Raw genomic sequence first — 15,129 nt, 5'->3', positions numbered from 1 at the left:
GGGAACGCCATTCCCTGCGGCCTGCGCCTTGCCTGGCCCGCTCTCAGGGGCAACGCGACACAGGAAATAGCTGATGCCCCACCCCTTCCTTAGCGGGCAATCGGAGTCAGGCGGATCAAGTGGATACGACGGCTATCCGCATTCAGAATGCGAAAGCGATAAGCGCCAATCTCAGTGGTTTCGTTACGTTTTGGGAGGTGCCCGAACGCACTCATCACCAAACCACCCACGGTGTCGAACTCATCGTCGGAAAATTCGCTGTCGAAGAACTCGTTGAAGTTCTCGATCGGCGTGAGCGCCTTGATCAGGAAATCACCGCTGGGCAGCGGCTTGATGTAGCTGTCTTCTTCGACGTCGTGCTCGTCTTCGATGTCGCCGACGATTTGCTCGAGCACGTCTTCGATGGTCACAAGACCAGCCACGCCGCCGTATTCGTCGATCACAATGGCCATGTGATTGTGGTTGGCGCGGAACTCGCGCAGCAGCACATTCAGGCGCTTGGATTCAGGCACGAAGGTGGCCGGGCGCAGCAGGTCCTTGATGTTGAAGCTGTCGCCGTTCTCCTTGAGGATCAGCGGCAGCAGGTCCTTGGCCAGCAGGACGCCCATGACGTCGTCATGGCTTTCACCGATCACCGGGTAGCGCGAGTGCGCCGAGTCGATCACGGCCGGGAGGAATTCCCGTGGGGTCTGGGTCGCCTTGATGCTGATCATCTGCGAACGCGGGACCATGATGTCCCGAACCTGCAGGTCAGCCACCTGGATGGCGCCTTCGACGATGGCCAGCGCTTCGCTGTCCAGCAACTTGTTCTGATGGGCCTCGCGCAGCAGCTCCAGCAGCTCCTGGCGGTTTTTCGGCTCGTGGGCAAAAGCCTGGGTCAGTTTACCCAGCCATGACTTCTGCCCGTTGCTCGATCGGTCTTCGCTCATAGCGATTACTCTAAATCCTTTGTTGTGTCAGTTATGTGTAGTTTCAGTTTTCGTCGTCTGCATACGGATCAGGGTGACCCAGTTCAGCAAGCAACGTTTGTTCCAGTGTTTCCATTTCGCAGGCTTCGTCATCGTCTATATGGTCGTAACCCAAGAGATGCAAGCAGCCGTGGATGACTAGATGGGCCCAGTGGGCCTCAAGTTCCTTGCCTTGTTCCTTCGCCTCGCGCTCCACCACTTCGACGCAGATCACCAGGTCGCCCAGTAACGGGATATCCAGTAACTCATCCGGCACGTCGGCGGGAAAGGACAGCACGTTGGTCGCGTAATCCTTTTGGCGCCAGGTGTGATTCAGTTCACGGCCTTCGGGCTCGTCCACCAGGCGGATGGTCAGTTCCGAGTCGGCGGTGCGCTGGCGCAGGGCCAGGGCGCACCATTGACGGAACTGCGCTTCGCTGGGGGCGGGCGCTTCGGTGGCCAGTTGCAGGTCTAGCTCAAGCATCGCGGCGCACGTCTTTGGCGGGCGCGTCATCGCGGTGCTCAAAGCGCTCGTAGGCTTCGACAATGCGCTGCACCAACGGGTGGCGAACCACGTCTTTGGGCATGAAATGCGTGAAGCTGATGCCTGGCACGTCCTTGAGCACGTCGATCACCTGGGCCAGGCCGGACTTGGTGCCCTTGGGCAGGTCGACCTGGGTGACGTCGCCGGTGATCACGGCGGTGGAGCCGAAACCGATACGGGTGAGGAACATTTTCATCTGCTCGACGGTGGTGTTCTGGCTCTCGTCGAGGATGATGAAGCTGTTGTTCAAGGTGCGACCACGCATGTAGGCCAGCGGGGCGATCTCGATCACTTGGCGCTCGATCAACTTGGCCACGTATTCAAAGCCGAGCATCTCGTACAGCGCGTCGTAGAGCGGGCGCAGGTACGGGTCGATCTTCTGGGCCAGGTCGCCGGGCAGGAAGCCAAGCTTCTCGCCGGCCTCGACCGCCGGGCGTACCAGCAGGATGCGTCGCACCTGCTCGCGCTCCAGGGCGTCGACCGCGCAGGCCACGGCCAGGTAGGTCTTGCCGGTACCGGCGGGGCCGATGCCGAAGTTGATATCGTTACCGAGGATTTCCTTGACGTAGCGCTGCTGATTCAAGCCGCGAGGGCGAATCATGCCTTTTTTGGTGCGCAGGGCCACGCTGGCTTCGGCCACCGGGTTGTTGGCCAAGTCTTCCACGGCGGATTCCTGCAGGTACAGGTGCACGGTCTCCGGCGACAGCTCGCTACCCTTGGTTTCACGGTAGAGGCGGCGCAGCAGGTTTTCTGCAGACGTGGTGTGCTGGGGTTCACCAATAAGCTCGAACTGATTGCCGCGGTTGCGGATCTCGATGCTCAGGCGTTGTTCGATCAGGCGCAGGTGCTCGTCGAACTGTCCGCACAGGTTGGCGAAACGGCGAGCCTCAAACGGCTCGAGGAGAAAACGATGGGGTTCTGCTATGGGTGCGTTCAAGGTTGCTTTTAGCCGCCCTTTGGCTGTTTAGGTGAAAGAGAGGATAACGCCAGCGCTCGGCGTGCGAAAGCACTTATATAGGCTGGCTCAATCTCAAGAACCATGAAGATCCACTGTGGGAGCTGGCTTGCCTGCGATTGCGGTGTATCAGTGCCAATTGTGTTAACTGGCCCACCGCTATCGCAGGCAAGCCAGCTCCCACATTTTGATCTTCATCAGGTCAGAGCAATCAGTTGATCAGCGACCCACGCAGCGAGTGCGGTTGCGCCGCATCGATGTGCACATCGGCAAACTGGCCGATCAGAGTCGGGTTGTCGCAGCGGAAGTTGACGATCCGGTTGTTCTCGGTACGCCCTTGCAATTCGCCCGGGTCTTTTTTCGAGTAGTCGGTGACCAGAATGCGCTGGATCGAACCGACCATTTGTCGGCTGATCTCGAAACCTTGCTGGTTCAGGCGATGTTGTAGCGCGTTCAAGCGCTCTTTTTTCAGCGATTCCGGCGTGTCATCCGCCAAGTCCGCTGCCGGCGTGCCTGGACGCTGGCTGTAGACGAACGAATACGAGAAGTCGAAGCCGACGTCTTCGATCAGCTTCATGGTCTGCTCGAAATCTTTCTCGGTCTCGCCAGGGAAGCCGACGATGAAGTCCGAACTGATGCAGATGCCCGGCACGGCGGCGCGCAATTTACGCAGCTTGGATTTGTACTCCAGGGCGGTGTGGTTGCGCTTCATGGCCGCCAGAATGCGGTCCGAACCCGACTGCACCGGCAAATGCAGGTGCTTGACCAGCTCCGGCACCTCGGCGTGTGCCTGGATCAGGCTGTCGGAGAACTCCAGCGGGTGCGAGGTGGTGTAGCGAATACGCTCGATGCCGTCCACCGCTGCCACCACGCGGATCAACTCCGCGAGGTCGGCCAGGCGCCCGTCGTGGGTCTGGCCGCGATAGCCGTTGACGTTCTGGCCCAGCAAGGTCACTTCGCGCACGCCGTTTTCGGCCAAGTGGATAATTTCCGACAGCACGTCGTCAAACGGCCGGCTGACTTCTTCGCCACGGGTGTAGGGCACCACGCAGAAGGTGCAGTACTTGCTGCAGCCTTCCATGACCGACACATAGGCACTCGGCCCGTCGATGCGCGGTTCGGGCAAATGGTCGAATTTTTCGATTTCGGGGAACGACACGTCCACCTGCGGCAGCTTGGTGATGCGTGCGGCGTCGATCATTTCCGGCAGGCGGTGCAGGGTTTGCGGGCCGAAAACCACGTCGACATAGGGGGCGCGGTCGCGGATCGCGGCGCCTTCCTGGCTGGCCACGCAGCCGCCGACGGCGATCACCATCTCCGGGTTGGCCAGTTTCAATTCACGCCAGCGGCCCAGCTGGGAGTACACACGGTCCTGGGCACGCTCGCGGATCGAGCAGGTATTGAGCAGGATGACGTCGGCATCTTCGGCGCGGGCGGTGACTTCCAGGGCCTGGTGTTCGCCCAGCAGATCGACCATGCGCGAGCTGTCGTACTCGTTCATCTGGCAACCGTGGGTTTCGATGTAAAGCTTCTTGGCCATGGGAATCGTCAACTGGTGGTAAAGAACCGCGCATTATAGGGGGCATGCCCATTGGTTCCTAGCGCTGTGCATCGGGTGCCATGCTATAGTTCGCGCCCTCTTTTATATCCCCGATGTGTTGTTCGCCCACCATGACCAAACGTGAAGCTCCAATCTACAAGGTGATTTTCCTCAACCAGGGCCAGGTGTTCGAAATGTACGCCAAGCAGATCTATCAAAGTGATCTGTGGGGCTTCCTGGAAGTGGAAGAGTTCGTCTTTGGCGAGCGCACCCAATTGGTCGTCGACCCGGGCGAAGAAAAACTCAAGGCGCAGTTTGAAGGCGTGGTGCGCAGCTTTGTGCCGATGCATTCGATTGTGCGCATCGATGAAGTCGAGCGCCTGGGCACGCCGAAGATCAGCGAAGCGCGTGGCACCAGCAATGTGATGCCGTTTCCGATGCCGATGCCTGAGAAGTAAGGCGTTAGACCGAGTCAAGCTATCGCAGGCAAGCCAGCTCCCACATTTGGAATGCATTTCCTTGTGGGAGCTGGCTTGCCTGCGATAGCGGTAGGGGGGCTTAGCTGAAATCAGGGCAGGGGCGAAAAGGGCGAACGCCCGTCGGCACTCTGCAATTCCTGCAAGTAATTGCGGAAGATCTGGCCCAGCACCTGGGTGGCCACTTCCAGTTCATCACGCTGCATGTGCTCGGCGACTTCGTCGGCCGTGTCCAGCGCGTCTTCGGCACCGTTGACCGCTGCCATTTTCAGCACGATGTAGGCCTGGACGTTATTGGCCGGCACACCTTCGCCTTTGAAGAACATGTTACCCAGTTGGAATTGCGCCTGGGCGTGGCCCTGCAACGAAGCCTTTTCGAAGTAGCTCAGGGCTTTGTTGAGGTCGCGGGCCGGGTTTTTGTCGTCGTGGAAGTACTCGCCCAACTCGTATTGCGCCTGCGCATCCCCACCGTCGGCCTGTTTCTGGCACGCGCTCAGGGCTTCGGCCTGGCTGTCTGGCTGGGTATTGAGGGTGCAACGACCCATCGCTGGGATTAACAACGAGTTGCCGCCTGCCTGGGCATGTGCCAGCAGCGGCTGAAGGAGCAACAGGCAGCCCAGAACCAGGGTGCGGCCGGTGCGTTTCATGGGAATCGACTTACCTCTGACGGGGCACGCGGACCCTCGGGGGTCCAATAAGCGCGCATTATGAAATAAGCAGGCCCCTGCTTACAAAGTCTTTACTCGTTTTTCTGCTGCGTAGGCAAGTTATCTGCCGGATTGCAGGTGATTTCTCGAAAAATGCAGGAAATCTCTGTAAGCAAAGTAGCAAATCTGACGCTGCGAGGGGCAACGTCAGATGTGTGTGTCCCTTAATCAGGGCTTACTTCAGGGCTGCGAAAGCGCGCTCGGCAGCATCCAGGGTCAGTTTCAACTCCGCTTCGCCATGGGCGATCGAGGTGAACCCGGCTTCGAAAGCGCTCGGTGCCAGGTAAACGCCGCCTTCGAGCATCAAGTGGAAGAAGCGCTTGAACAGGTCGGCATCGCTGCCCATCACGTCATCAAAGGTAACGATATCGTCGGCGCCGCTGAAATACAGGCCGAACATGCCACCTGCTTGTGTGGTCACGAACGGGATACCCGCCGCATCGGCGCGCTGTTGCAGGCCATCGAGCAGGCGTGTGGTGTAGTCGGTCAGCTCGGCGTGGAAACCCGGGCGGCTGATCAGGCGCAGGGTGGTCAGGCCGGCCGCCATGGCCAATGGGTTACCTGACAAGGTGCCCGCCTGATACACCGGGCCAAGCGGCGCGATGTGCTGCATGATTTCGCGCTTGCCGCCGAAGCAGCCCACGGGCATGCCGCCACCGATGATCTTGCCGAAGGTGCTCAGGTCCGGCGTGACGCCGTAGTAAGCCTGGGCGCCGCCGAGGGCTACGCGGAAGCCGGTCATCACTTCGTCGAAAATCAGCACCACGCCGTGCTTGTCGCACTGCTCGCGCAAACCTTCCAGAAAACCCGGTGCCGGTGGCACGCAGTTCATGTTGCCGGCTACCGGCTCGACGATGATGCACGCCACGTCCTGGCCGACTTCGCTGAGCATCTGCTCAACGGCAGCGATGTCGTTGAACGGCAGGGTCAGGGTGTGTTTGGCAAACGCGGCCGGCACACCCGCCGAGCTTGGCACGCCTTGGGTCAGCAGGCCGGAGCCGGCTTTTACCAGCAGGCTGTCGGAGTGGCCGTGGTAGCAGCCTTCGAACTTGATGATGCTGTCGCGGCCGGTGAAACCACGGGCCAGGCGGATTGCGCTCATGGTGGCTTCGGTGCCGGAGCTGACCATGCGCACCATTTCCATCGATGGCACGATTGAGCACACCAGGTCCGCCATCTCGGTTTCCATGGCGGTCGGCGCGCCATAGGACAGGCCGTGTTGCAACTGCTGACGCACCGCGTCGAGCACGTCCGGGTGGCTGTGGCCGAGGATCATCGGCCCCCAGGAACCTACGTAGTCAACGTAGCGCTTGTCATCTTCGTCGGTGACGTAGGCGCCTTCGGCATGCTTGAAGAACAACGGTGTGCCGCCGACGCTCTTGAACGCACGCACGGGGGAGTTCACACCGCCGGGGATGTGTTTCTGGGCATTGGCAAACAGGGTTTCGGAACGGGACATGATCGGGCTCTCTACACTTAAACTTTAAGAAGGTCGTTGAAGGCGCGGGCGCGGCGCGTGACTTCCTGGGTGCTGTCGGCACCGAACAGGCCGTGTACCACGGCGAGCAGGTCGGCACCGTGGGCCACCAGGGGGGCGGCGTTCTCCAAGGTGACGCCACCGATCACGCAGATCGGCAACTGCAGACGCGTGCGGGCCTGGGCCAGCATGTCGAGCGTTGCGGCCGGCGCGCCGGGCTTGGTGTTGGAATTGAAAAAGCGGCCGAAGGCGACGTAGCTCGCGCCTTCCTTGGCGGCCTGCTCGGCCAGTTCGATCTGGCTGTGGCAGGTGGCGCCGATGATGGCTTTGGAGCCGAGCAGTGCACGGGCCGGGGTCAGTGGGCCGTCGGTTTGGCCCAGGTGTACACCGACGCCCAGGCGCGCGGCCAATTCGGCGTCATCGTTGATGATCAACTGGGTCTTGTAGCGTGAGCACAGCTCGCGCAGTTTCTCGGCCTCACGCAGGCGCCGGGCTTCGTCGCTGCTTTTGTCGCGGTACTGCAACAGGGTTACGCCACCGTCCAGTGCTGCTTCGACGTAGGCGAGGAATTTGCCGGCCAACAGTTGGCTGTCGGTAATGGCGTAAAGGCCACGTAGTTTCATCGAGCAGGCCTCTTGTGCGGTTAAGAGCAGAAATCCAGCGGCAGACGGCGCGGCACGAACTGGCCCTGGCCGAGTTGTTCGGCGTCACGCAGGGTGCGCCAAGTGTAGTTGAGCGCCGATTGCACCGCGCTGGCCAAGCCTTCGCCCTGGGCGATCCGGCCGGCCAAGGCGCTGGCAAGCGTGCAACCCGAGCCGTGATAGCTGCCGGGCAGGCGCTGGCAGGTAAAGGTCTGGCGCGTGCCGTCGCGGCTGTACAGGCGGTTGTGCACTTCATGCTCGTCGCCGTGGCCGCCGGTGATCAGCAGATGCTTTACAAACGGCAGCAGCTTCTCGGCGCATTCGTCCGCCGTGCCCTCGGGCAATTCGGCGAGGATGCGCGCTTCCGGCAAGTTCGGCGTAGCGATCAGCGACAGTGGCAACAGCCGCTCACGCATGGCATAACCGACTTCGTCCTTGCCCAGGCTGCCGCCGCCACCGGCGCGCAGCACCGGGTCGCAGACCACCGGCAGGTGCGGGTGCGCCTGCAGCAGTTCGACCACGGTGTCGACCATCGCGGTGGAACCGAGCATACCGAGCTTCACCGCCGCCACTTCGGAGTCGCTCAGCACGGCATTGGCCTGGGCCAGTACCCACTCGCGGTCGAGCACGCGAAAATCGCTGACATTGACAGTGTTCTGCACGGTCAAGGCGGTGACGGCCGGGGCCGCATGACAGCCTTGTGCAAGCAGGGCTTCGATATCTGCCTGCAAGCCGGCGCCACCACTGGGGTCGTGGCCGGAGAGACAGAGGACAACGGGGCGAGAGCTGTAGATATTCATGGTGCGCGAGCTTACCACCAAACGCTTTTGGCGTGGCTGTTGGGCGAGAGGCGAATTCCCCGCTTATGTTTATGGTTTGGCTTGGCTGGTTTTTTATTCGGAAAGCGCTTGAGATGCCCGTTCTAGAGCCTTTCAAAAAATTATTTCAATGGTGTCCAATGGCCTCTAGCGGCTATGCTAGAGTGGATCCAAACAACTTAATGTATCGCCGGTATACGTCTACTCAAAAGGAATGGGGGACTTTTGACATAACCGGACAGGCCACGCTGGGGCTCTATGCGCTATTTGCTGATCTTTTTATTGTGCGGGCTGCCGATGCTCGCCAGCGCCATCGAGTTCAACCCGGATACTCGAAGCCTGCCGCTGGGCCGCGTCATGCAAGTGTTCGAAGACCCAACCGACGCCCTCACCATCGCCGATGTCAGCACTCCCGCCTTCGCCGCCCAGTTCAAACCCCATGACAAAGCCACCCTCAACGCCGGCTATTCACGCTCGGTGTTCTGGCTCAAGGTCGACCTGCATTACACCGCCACTGACCCTCGCGCCCCGCGCACCTGGTTTCTGGAGTTGGCGTACCCGCCGCTTAACCAACTGGACCTGTACCAGCGCGACAGCACCGGCAATTACCGCCTGACTACCCGCACGGGCAGCACCCTGGCGTTTTCCAGCCGTGAAGTGCGCCAGGCCAACTACTTGTTCAAGCTCAATTTCGTGCCTGACCAGCAGCAAACCGTGTACCTGCGCCTGCAAAGCCAAGGCTCGATCCAGGCACCGCTGACGCTATGGTCTGCCACCGCCTACCTGGAGCAACAGCCGCTGCGCCTGTATGTATTGGGGGCGATCTACGGCGTGTTACTGGGGATGCTGGTCTACAACCTGTTCATCTACTTGAGCGTGCGCGACACCAGCTACCTCTTTTACATCCTCTATATCGCTTCGTTCGGCCTCTACCAGCTCTCGGTCAACGGCGTGGCGGTGGAATATTTCTGGCCGAACAATCCGTGGTGGGCGAATGCGGCGGTACCTTTCCTGATCGGTTCGGCGGCGTTGTTCGGTAGCTTGTTCGCGCGCAGTTTCCTGCACACCGCGCAGCACAGCCGCTGGCTTGACCGGGTTTTGCTGGCATTGGCAGCGGCTGGCGCGTTGGTCATGGTGCTGGCGCTGCTGACCAGCTACGCCGTGGCCCTGCGTTTGGCCACAGGTTTGGCGCTGGTGTTTACCGTGACCATCTTTGTGGCCGCCATCAAGGCCTGGTATTGCGGCCAGCGCATGGCGCGTTACTTCATCATCGCTTGGTCGGCGTTCCTGCTGGGCGGGGTGGTCAACACCCTGATGGTGCTGGGCTACCTGCCCAATATGTTCCTCACCATGTACGCCAGCCAGCTCGGCTCGGCCATCGAAGTGGCGCTGTTGTCCCTGGCCCTGGCGGACCGCATCAACGGCATGCGTGAGCAGCAGGCGCAGATCCTGTTCGACGCCAGCCAGAAGCTTGAAGTGCTCAACCAGCAATTGGCGCGCAGTAACCGCCTCAAAGATGAGTTCCTCGCCACGCTCACCCACGAACTGCGTACCCCAATGAATGGCGTGATCGGCTCGTTGGAGCTGATGCAGACCGTGCCGCTGGATGACGACCTTGCCCAGTACCAGCAAACCGCCGCCGGTTCTGCGCGGGACATGATGCGCATGGTCAACGGCATTCTCACCCTTACCGAATTGCAGGCCGGGCGCCTCACCGCCCATCCCCAGGTCTTCAGCCTGCGCGGCACGCTCGACACCTTGCGCCAGCAATTCACCGCCAGCGCGCACAGCAAAGGCCTGGAGTTTTCTATCGACGTGGCCGATGAACTGCCGGACCGGGTGATTGGCGATGCCGGCAAACTCACCCAATGCCTGGATTGCCTGCTCGACAATGCCTTCAAGTTCACCCACGAAGGTGCGGTGCGCTTGCGCGTGGTGGGTGTGCCGCACAGTGACGGCGAACTGCGCCTGAGCTTCATCGTGATCGACAGCGGCATCGGCTTCGCTTTCCTCGATGAGGCCACGCTGTATCAGCGCTTCTTCCAGGTCGACGGTTCGATGACGCGCGAATACGGCGGCCTGGGCATCGGCCTGGCGATTTGTCGGCAGTTGATCGAACTGCTCGGCGGGCGCCTGACCCATCATTCCGAGCCCCGCAAGGGCAGCCGCTTCCAGTTGGACATGAGCGTCAACCCGGTGCCGCCCGAGCCAAAGCCGGCAACGCACAAACCCCACGCGCAACGAGCGCCCCAGGAATGTACGGTGCTGTTGGTGGACGACAACAGTGTCGGCCAATTGGCGGTACGCGGCATGTTGCTCAAGCTGGGTTATCGGGTGAAAACCGTGGATAACGGCCCGGCCGCCTTGGCGCTTTTTCAGGACCAAACCTTTGATGCGGTGCTGCTGGATATACCCGAGGGCGGCTTCTCGTTGTGCTGTCAGATTCGTGCGCTACCCGGCTGCGGCGAGCTGCCGGTAATTGCCCTGAGCACCTCGCTGCACGCCCCGGATCGAGAGCGTTGCCATGGGGTCGGCATCACCGAACGCCTCAGCAAACCCGTACGTTTCGAGGCGTTGCAAACGGTGCTGGAGCGGCACCTGTTGTGCCCGTTAGAGGGCGAAAGCGCCGAACAATAGGCGGGTATGCCACTTTTTTAAGCCCGATGACGGTGCTTAACTGAAATTCAGGCCTCAACTGCACGTGGCCTATTTTCCAGGAGGCCCGTCATGAACCTGCATCAATTTGCCGAAACCCACGACGTCACCAACCAGCCGCCGTCCCTGGACGGCACCAACCTTTATCGTATCGACCTGCCCCTGCAAGAATGGTCGCGCCGCTTTGGCGCCGGCTGGGCGCAGGCGCGTATTGATGCGTACGGCGCGCTGGCCGGTGGGCCGTTGATGGCGGCCGGGTTCCTGGCGAATCAGAACAAGCCGGTGTTCAACAGCCATGACCGCTACGGCCATCGCATCGACCTGGTGGAATTTCATCCGGCCTATCATGAACTGATGCGCACCGCCGTCGAGCATGGCCTGCCATCGCTGCCGTGGGCGCATCCGCAGCCCGGTGCCCATGTGGCCCGCGCCGCCATGACCTACCTGCACAGCCAGGCCGAAGCCGGCAGCGGTTGCCCGTTGACCATGACCTTCGCCTGCGTCCCGGCCCTGCGCCTGCAACCGGACCTGGCGAAGACCTGGTTGCCGAAAATCCTCAACACCGAATACGACCCACGCAACGTCGGCATCGCCCACAAAGCCGGCGCCACCATCGGCATGGCCATGACCGAAAAGCAAGGCGGCACCGACGTGCGCGCCAACACCACCCGTGCCTATCCCGTGGGCGCCGGCGGCCCCGGCCAAGCCTATGAGCTGGTAGGGCACAAGTGGTTCTGCTCGGCACCGATGTGCGATGCGTTCCTCACCCTGGCGCAGACTGACAAAGGCCTGACGTGTTTCCTGCTGCCAAGGCATCGCCCGGATGACACACGCAACCAGTTCTACATCCAGCGCCTGAAAAACAAACTCGGCAATTGCTCCAACGCCTCCAGCGAAGTGGAGTTTCGTGGCGCCCTGGCCTGGATGGTTGGCGAAGAAGGCCGGGGCGTGCCGACCATAATCGAAATGGTCGCCATGACCCGTTTCGACTGCATGGTCGGCTCCAGCGCCTTGATGCGCCAGGCGTTGACCCAGGCCAGCCACCATTGCGCCCATCGCTCAGTCGGCGGCCGCGTGCTCAGTGAACAACCGTTGATGCAAAACGTGCTGGCCGACCTGGCGCTGGAGAGCGAAGCCTCCCTGGCCTTGAGCATGCGCATGGGGCGGGCGCTGGACCATCTGGATAACGAACAGGAAGCCAAATTTGCCCGGCTGGTGACGGCGGTGGGCAAGTATTGGATCTGCAAGCGCGCACCGGCCATGATCAATGAGGCCGCCGAATGCATGGGCGGCGCCGGGTACGTGGAGGACAGCATCCTGCCGCGTCTTTACCGTGAGGCGCCGGTGAATTCGACGTGGGAAGGTTCCGGCAATGTGCAGTGCTTGGACGTGCTGCGGGCATTGTCCAAAGAACCGGGCGTGCTGGAGGCATTGTTTGTCGAACTGGGCGATGGGCATGGTGACAAGCAGCTGGCGCGGCATATCGAGCAATTGAAGTCGGCGTTTATGGACACTCAGGACATCCAGTACCGCGCGCGGCAGTTGACCGAGGACATTGCCGTGGCGTTGCAGGCCAAGCTGTTGCTGGAGGCCGGGAATGCGCTGGTCAGTGACGGGTTTATCGCCAGCCGCCTGGGGGCATCGTCCGGCCGCGTGTATGGCACTTTGCCGCGCGGGATGGATGTGGCGGCGATCGTTACCCGTTCAACTCCACAATCCCTCTGATTGAACACGGTCAAAATGTGGGAGCTGGCTTGCCTGCGATGGCGGTGTCCCAGCCAAGTATTCAGTGACTGACACACCGCCATCGCAGGCAAGCCAGCTCCCACCTTTCAAAGCATTCCAAACCCGGTGTTTCAGTGAGGCCGGGATACAGGCAAGATAAAGGCCTGCAAGTCAGAACACAGGATGCTTACCGTGACCGAAGCTTTTGTTGTCGTTCAAACCGCTGAAGAAGCCGTGGACCGGCTGGCGGCTCTGCATGAGCGTGCCACTGGCGCGCTTAACCAAGCCCTCAAGCAATACCTCAAGGACCGCGTCGAGCCTGACGCCGAACAACGTGCGCAGTTCCGCTACCCGGAACTGCGTCTGACCTACCACTGCCACGGCGAAGTCCCACAGACCACCCGCGCATACGCCAAGGTGCAATTGCCGGGAACCTACAGCGTCACCGTCACCCATCCGGCGGCGTTCCGTAAGTACCTGCTGGAGCAACTGGTGCCGTTGATGCACGACTTCACCGTGACGGTGGAAGTCGGCGTCAGCCAGCAGAATATTCCCTACCCGTATGTGGTGGAGCAGGGTGATGAACTGGCTGGCTCCGGTGTCACCGCCGCGACCCTCGCCCGTGTGTTCCCCAGCACTGACTTGTCTGCCGCCACCGACGGCATTGCCGATGGCCTCTACGACTGGGAAAACACCGACCCGCTGCCGCTGGCGCTGTTCGATGCGGCGCGCGTGGACTTTTCCCTGCGCCGGCTGGTGCACTACACCGGCAGCGACTGGCGCCATGTGCAGCCGTGGATCCTGCTGACCAACTACCACCGCTATGTTGACCAGTTCATCCTGCATGGCCTGGAGCAACTGCGCAGCGACCCGCGGTTTATTCGCATGGTGCTGCCGGGTAACGTGATCATCGACAAGAGCATGGACCACGGTGAAGCGTCGGCCATTGCCGCAGGCGTGGTCTGGCATCGCTACCAGATGCCGGCCTATCACTTGCAGGCCGCCGACGGCCACGGTGTGACGCTGGTGAACATCGGCGTTGGCCCGTCCAACGCCAAAAACATCACCGACCACCTGGCCGTGCTGCGCCCGCATTGCTGGCTGATGATCGGCCACTGCGGCGGCCTGCGCCAATCCCAGACCATCGGCGACTACGTATTGGCTCACGCCTATATGCGCCGCGACGGGATTCTCGACCGCGTAGTCCCGCCAAACATCCCGATCCCGGCCCTGGCCGAAGTGCAGATGGCCTTGCAGCAAGCCGCTGCCAACGTCACCGGCGAAAAAGGCGAAGAGCTGAAAAAACGCCTGCGCACCGGCACCGTGCTGACCTACGACGACCGCAACTGGGAACTGCGCTGGGCGCAAGAGCGGCCACTGATCAACCTGTCCCGCGCTGTGGCGGTGGACATGGAAAGCGGCACCATCGCGGCCCAAGGCTACCGTTTGCGGGTTCCGTACGGCACTTTGCTGTGCGTGTCGGACAAACCGCTGCACAGCGAGATCAAGCTGCCGGGCTCGGCCAACGCGTTTTATGAGCGTGCGGTCAGCCAGCACTTGAAAATCGGCATCGAGGCGGTGGATTTGTTGCGCACCGAACTCAACTCGCTGCACTCGCGCAAACTGCGCAGTTTCGACGAGCCGCCGTTCCGCTAAGCGGTTGGGATGGTCATTTAGCGGTCAGGCCACTAGCATTGTCGGTCCTGACCGTTAGATGTTCCTTTGCCATGTCCCGTCCTGCCCGCCCCGATTCGCGCCGCCCTGGCGTGAAACCCCCGTACTCCGCAACGCGGCGTGTCGCCAAGGCGCCACCGGCCGAGCCGAAGTTGATCCTGTTCAACAAGCCCTTCGATGTGCTGACCCAGTTCAGCGACGAAGGCGGGCGCGCGACCCTCAAGGATTTTATCGATATCCCCGGCATCTACCCGGCCGGTCGCCTGGACCGTGACAGTGAGGGGCTGTTGCTGCTGACCAACGATGGCCAGTTACAGGCGCGCATTGCCGACCCCAAGCACAAGCTGGCGAAAACCTACTGGGTGCAAGTTGAAGGCGAGCCCACCGAAGAGCAGTTGCAACGCCTGCGTGACGGTGTAGAGCTTAATGACGGCATGACCTTGCCCGCCGAAGCGCGGCAGTTGGACGAGCCCGAACTGTGGCCGCGCAATCCGCCGGTGCGCTTTCGCAAAAGCGTGCCGACGCACTGGCTGGAGCTGGTCATTCGTGAGGGGCGTAACCGCCAGGTGCGGCGCATGACCGCTGCGGTGGGCTTGCCCACCTTGCGCCTGGTGCGCGTGCGTATTGGTGACTGGTCGATTGATGGCCTGGACCAGGGCCAATGGAAGGCAGTGCCGGCGCGTTTATAAAGCGCCGGACTCGATCAGGCCGATCACCACGCTCTTGATGATGAACGCGGCCACGCCCAGGCCCAGCACAAAAAACAGGATGAACGACCCAAAGCGTCCGGCCTTGGATTTTTTCGCCAGGTCCCAGACGATAAAGCCCATGAAGATGATCAGGATGGTGACCAGGCCGGTCATCATCCATTCTTCAAAGAGGGCGGGGTCGATGTTGTTCATGGGGATTTTTTCCGACAGGGCAGGCGGGAAGTATAAAGCAGGGCTTCAGGCACAACATTGACCTGCGT

Annotated in this window: 14 protein-coding genes; 5 read left to right on the top strand and 9 right to left on the bottom strand. The window is 61.3% G+C overall.

Translation table 11 applies throughout. The features are described 5' to 3' along the window. Positions 1-89: 89 nt before the first annotated feature. The 4 genes from GIW48_RS03400 to miaB form a co-directional block, all read right to left on the bottom strand. On the bottom strand, positions 90-929 hold the full coding sequence (locus tag GIW48_RS03400) for an HlyC/CorC family transporter (protein WP_010206772.1): 840 nt from the start codon (positions 927-929) through the stop codon (positions 90-92). Between the two features lie 43 nt (positions 930-972). After that, positions 973-1,431 carry an rRNA maturation RNase YbeY gene (gene ybeY / locus GIW48_RS03395; protein ID WP_056861975.1) on the bottom strand — a complete coding sequence of 153 codons (459 nt, stop codon included), beginning with the start codon at positions 1,429-1,431 and terminating at the stop codon, positions 973-975. Then, positions 1,424-2,428: a PhoH family protein gene (locus GIW48_RS03390; protein ID WP_017136065.1), complete on the bottom strand. Its 1,005-nt coding sequence runs from the start codon at positions 2,426-2,428 to the stop codon at positions 1,424-1,426. The genes ybeY and GIW48_RS03390 overlap by 8 nt, the downstream gene beginning before the upstream one ends. Before the next feature lie 229 nt (positions 2,429-2,657). Further along, positions 2,658-3,986: a tRNA (N6-isopentenyl adenosine(37)-C2)-methylthiotransferase MiaB gene (gene miaB, locus GIW48_RS03385; protein ID WP_099547593.1), complete on the bottom strand. Its 1,329-nt coding sequence runs from the start codon at positions 3,984-3,986 to the stop codon at positions 2,658-2,660. A 131-nt stretch (positions 3,987-4,117) separates the two neighbouring features. Between miaB and GIW48_RS03380 the strand changes: the two genes are divergently transcribed. Further along, positions 4,118-4,444, top strand: coding sequence for a DUF1820 family protein (locus tag GIW48_RS03380; protein ID WP_003194436.1), 327 nt, complete (start codon positions 4,118-4,120; stop codon positions 4,442-4,444). A 110-nt stretch (positions 4,445-4,554) separates the two neighbouring features. On the opposite strand, the gene GIW48_RS03375 is transcribed toward GIW48_RS03380, so the two are convergent. From GIW48_RS03375 to GIW48_RS03360, 4 genes are all read right to left on the bottom strand, one after another. Then, a complete protein-coding gene (locus GIW48_RS03375; RefSeq protein ID WP_017136068.1) occupies positions 4,555-5,109 on the bottom strand; it encodes a tetratricopeptide repeat protein in 555 nt (184 codons plus the stop codon). Between the two features lie 235 nt (positions 5,110-5,344). Continuing rightward, positions 5,345-6,628: a glutamate-1-semialdehyde 2,1-aminomutase gene (gene hemL, locus GIW48_RS03370; RefSeq protein WP_017136069.1), complete on the bottom strand. Its 1,284-nt coding sequence runs from the start codon at positions 6,626-6,628 to the stop codon at positions 5,345-5,347. A 17-nt stretch (positions 6,629-6,645) separates the two neighbouring features. Beyond that, positions 6,646-7,269, bottom strand: a complete 624-nt coding sequence (gene thiE, locus GIW48_RS03365; RefSeq protein ID WP_017136070.1) for a thiamine phosphate synthase — start codon at positions 7,267-7,269, stop codon at positions 6,646-6,648. Positions 7,270-7,289: 20 nt separating this feature from the next. Further along, the gene (locus GIW48_RS03360) at positions 7,290-8,087 is read right to left on the bottom strand and encodes a hydroxymethylpyrimidine/phosphomethylpyrimidine kinase (RefSeq protein ID WP_056861986.1); all 798 of its coding nucleotides are present in this window, start codon (positions 8,085-8,087) and stop codon (positions 7,290-7,292) included. A 276-nt stretch (positions 8,088-8,363) separates the two neighbouring features. Here GIW48_RS03360 and GIW48_RS03355 point away from each other — a divergent pair, with 276 nt between their 5' ends. The 4 genes from GIW48_RS03355 (at position 8,364) to GIW48_RS03340 (ending at position 14,848) form a co-directional block, all read left to right on the top strand. After that, the gene (locus GIW48_RS03355; RefSeq protein WP_236460100.1) at positions 8,364-10,742 is read left to right on the top strand and encodes a hybrid sensor histidine kinase/response regulator; all 2,379 of its coding nucleotides are present in this window, start codon (positions 8,364-8,366) and stop codon (positions 10,740-10,742) included. Between the two features lie 90 nt (positions 10,743-10,832). After that, positions 10,833-12,485: an acyl-CoA dehydrogenase family protein gene (locus tag GIW48_RS03350; RefSeq protein WP_169987369.1), complete on the top strand. Its 1,653-nt coding sequence runs from the start codon at positions 10,833-10,835 to the stop codon at positions 12,483-12,485. A 183-nt stretch (positions 12,486-12,668) separates the two neighbouring features. Next, entirely contained in the window at positions 12,669-14,141 is a 1,473-nt protein-coding gene (amn, locus tag GIW48_RS03345) for an AMP nucleosidase (RefSeq protein ID WP_169987367.1), read from the top strand. A 71-nt stretch (positions 14,142-14,212) separates the two neighbouring features. Beyond that, positions 14,213-14,848 (top strand): pseudouridine synthase, encoded by a 636-nt coding sequence (locus GIW48_RS03340; RefSeq protein WP_017139357.1) that lies wholly within the window; start codon positions 14,213-14,215, stop codon positions 14,846-14,848. Here the strand turns inward: GIW48_RS03340 and GIW48_RS03335 are convergent. Further along, positions 14,843-15,052, bottom strand: coding sequence for a DUF2788 domain-containing protein (locus GIW48_RS03335; RefSeq protein WP_025999909.1), 210 nt, complete (start codon positions 15,050-15,052; stop codon positions 14,843-14,845). The genes GIW48_RS03340 and GIW48_RS03335 overlap by 6 nt on opposite strands. Between the last annotated feature and the right edge of the window lie 77 nt (positions 15,053-15,129).

Source organism: Pseudomonas sp. PA-6-3C, from assembly GCF_021605825.1.
GTDB classification, from domain to species: Bacteria; Pseudomonadota; Gammaproteobacteria; order Pseudomonadales; family Pseudomonadaceae; genus Aquipseudomonas; species Aquipseudomonas edaphica.
The sequence above is the reverse complement of the archived record's forward strand: the minus strand, read 5'-3'. Positions and strand labels throughout refer to the sequence as shown.

What these genes read in the sequence shown, in the direction of transcription:
- GIW48_RS03340 (WP_017139357.1), top strand. Translation starts at nt 14,213, where the DNA reads ATGTCCCGTCCTGCCCGCCCCGATTCGCGCCGCCCTGGCGTGAAACCC.
- GIW48_RS03380 (WP_003194436.1), top strand. Translation starts at nt 4,118, where the DNA reads ATGACCAAACGTGAAGCTCCAATCTACAAGGTGATTTTCCTCAACCAG.
- GIW48_RS03350 (WP_169987369.1), top strand. Translation starts at nt 10,833, where the DNA reads ATGAACCTGCATCAATTTGCCGAAACCCACGACGTCACCAACCAGCCG.
- GIW48_RS03360 (WP_056861986.1), bottom strand. Translation starts at nt 8,087, where the DNA reads ATGAATATCTACAGCTCTCGCCCCGTTGTCCTCTGTCTCTCCGGCCAC.
- GIW48_RS03375 (WP_017136068.1), bottom strand. Translation starts at nt 5,109, where the DNA reads ATGAAACGCACCGGCCGCACCCTGGTTCTGGGCTGCCTGTTGCTCCTT.
- thiE (WP_017136070.1), bottom strand. Translation starts at nt 7,269, where the DNA reads ATGAAACTACGTGGCCTTTACGCCATTACCGACAGCCAACTGTTGGCC.
- GIW48_RS03355 (WP_236460100.1), top strand. Translation starts at nt 8,364, where the DNA reads ATGCGCTATTTGCTGATCTTTTTATTGTGCGGGCTGCCGATGCTCGCC.
- GIW48_RS03400 (WP_010206772.1), bottom strand. Translation starts at nt 929, where the DNA reads ATGAGCGAAGACCGATCGAGCAACGGGCAGAAGTCATGGCTGGGTAAA.
- miaB (WP_099547593.1), bottom strand. Translation starts at nt 3,986, where the DNA reads ATGGCCAAGAAGCTTTACATCGAAACCCACGGTTGCCAGATGAACGAG.
- amn (WP_169987367.1), top strand. Translation starts at nt 12,669, where the DNA reads ATGCTTACCGTGACCGAAGCTTTTGTTGTCGTTCAAACCGCTGAAGAA.
- hemL (WP_017136069.1), bottom strand. Translation starts at nt 6,628, where the DNA reads ATGTCCCGTTCCGAAACCCTGTTTGCCAATGCCCAGAAACACATCCCC.
- ybeY (WP_056861975.1), bottom strand. Translation starts at nt 1,431, where the DNA reads ATGCTTGAGCTAGACCTGCAACTGGCCACCGAAGCGCCCGCCCCCAGC.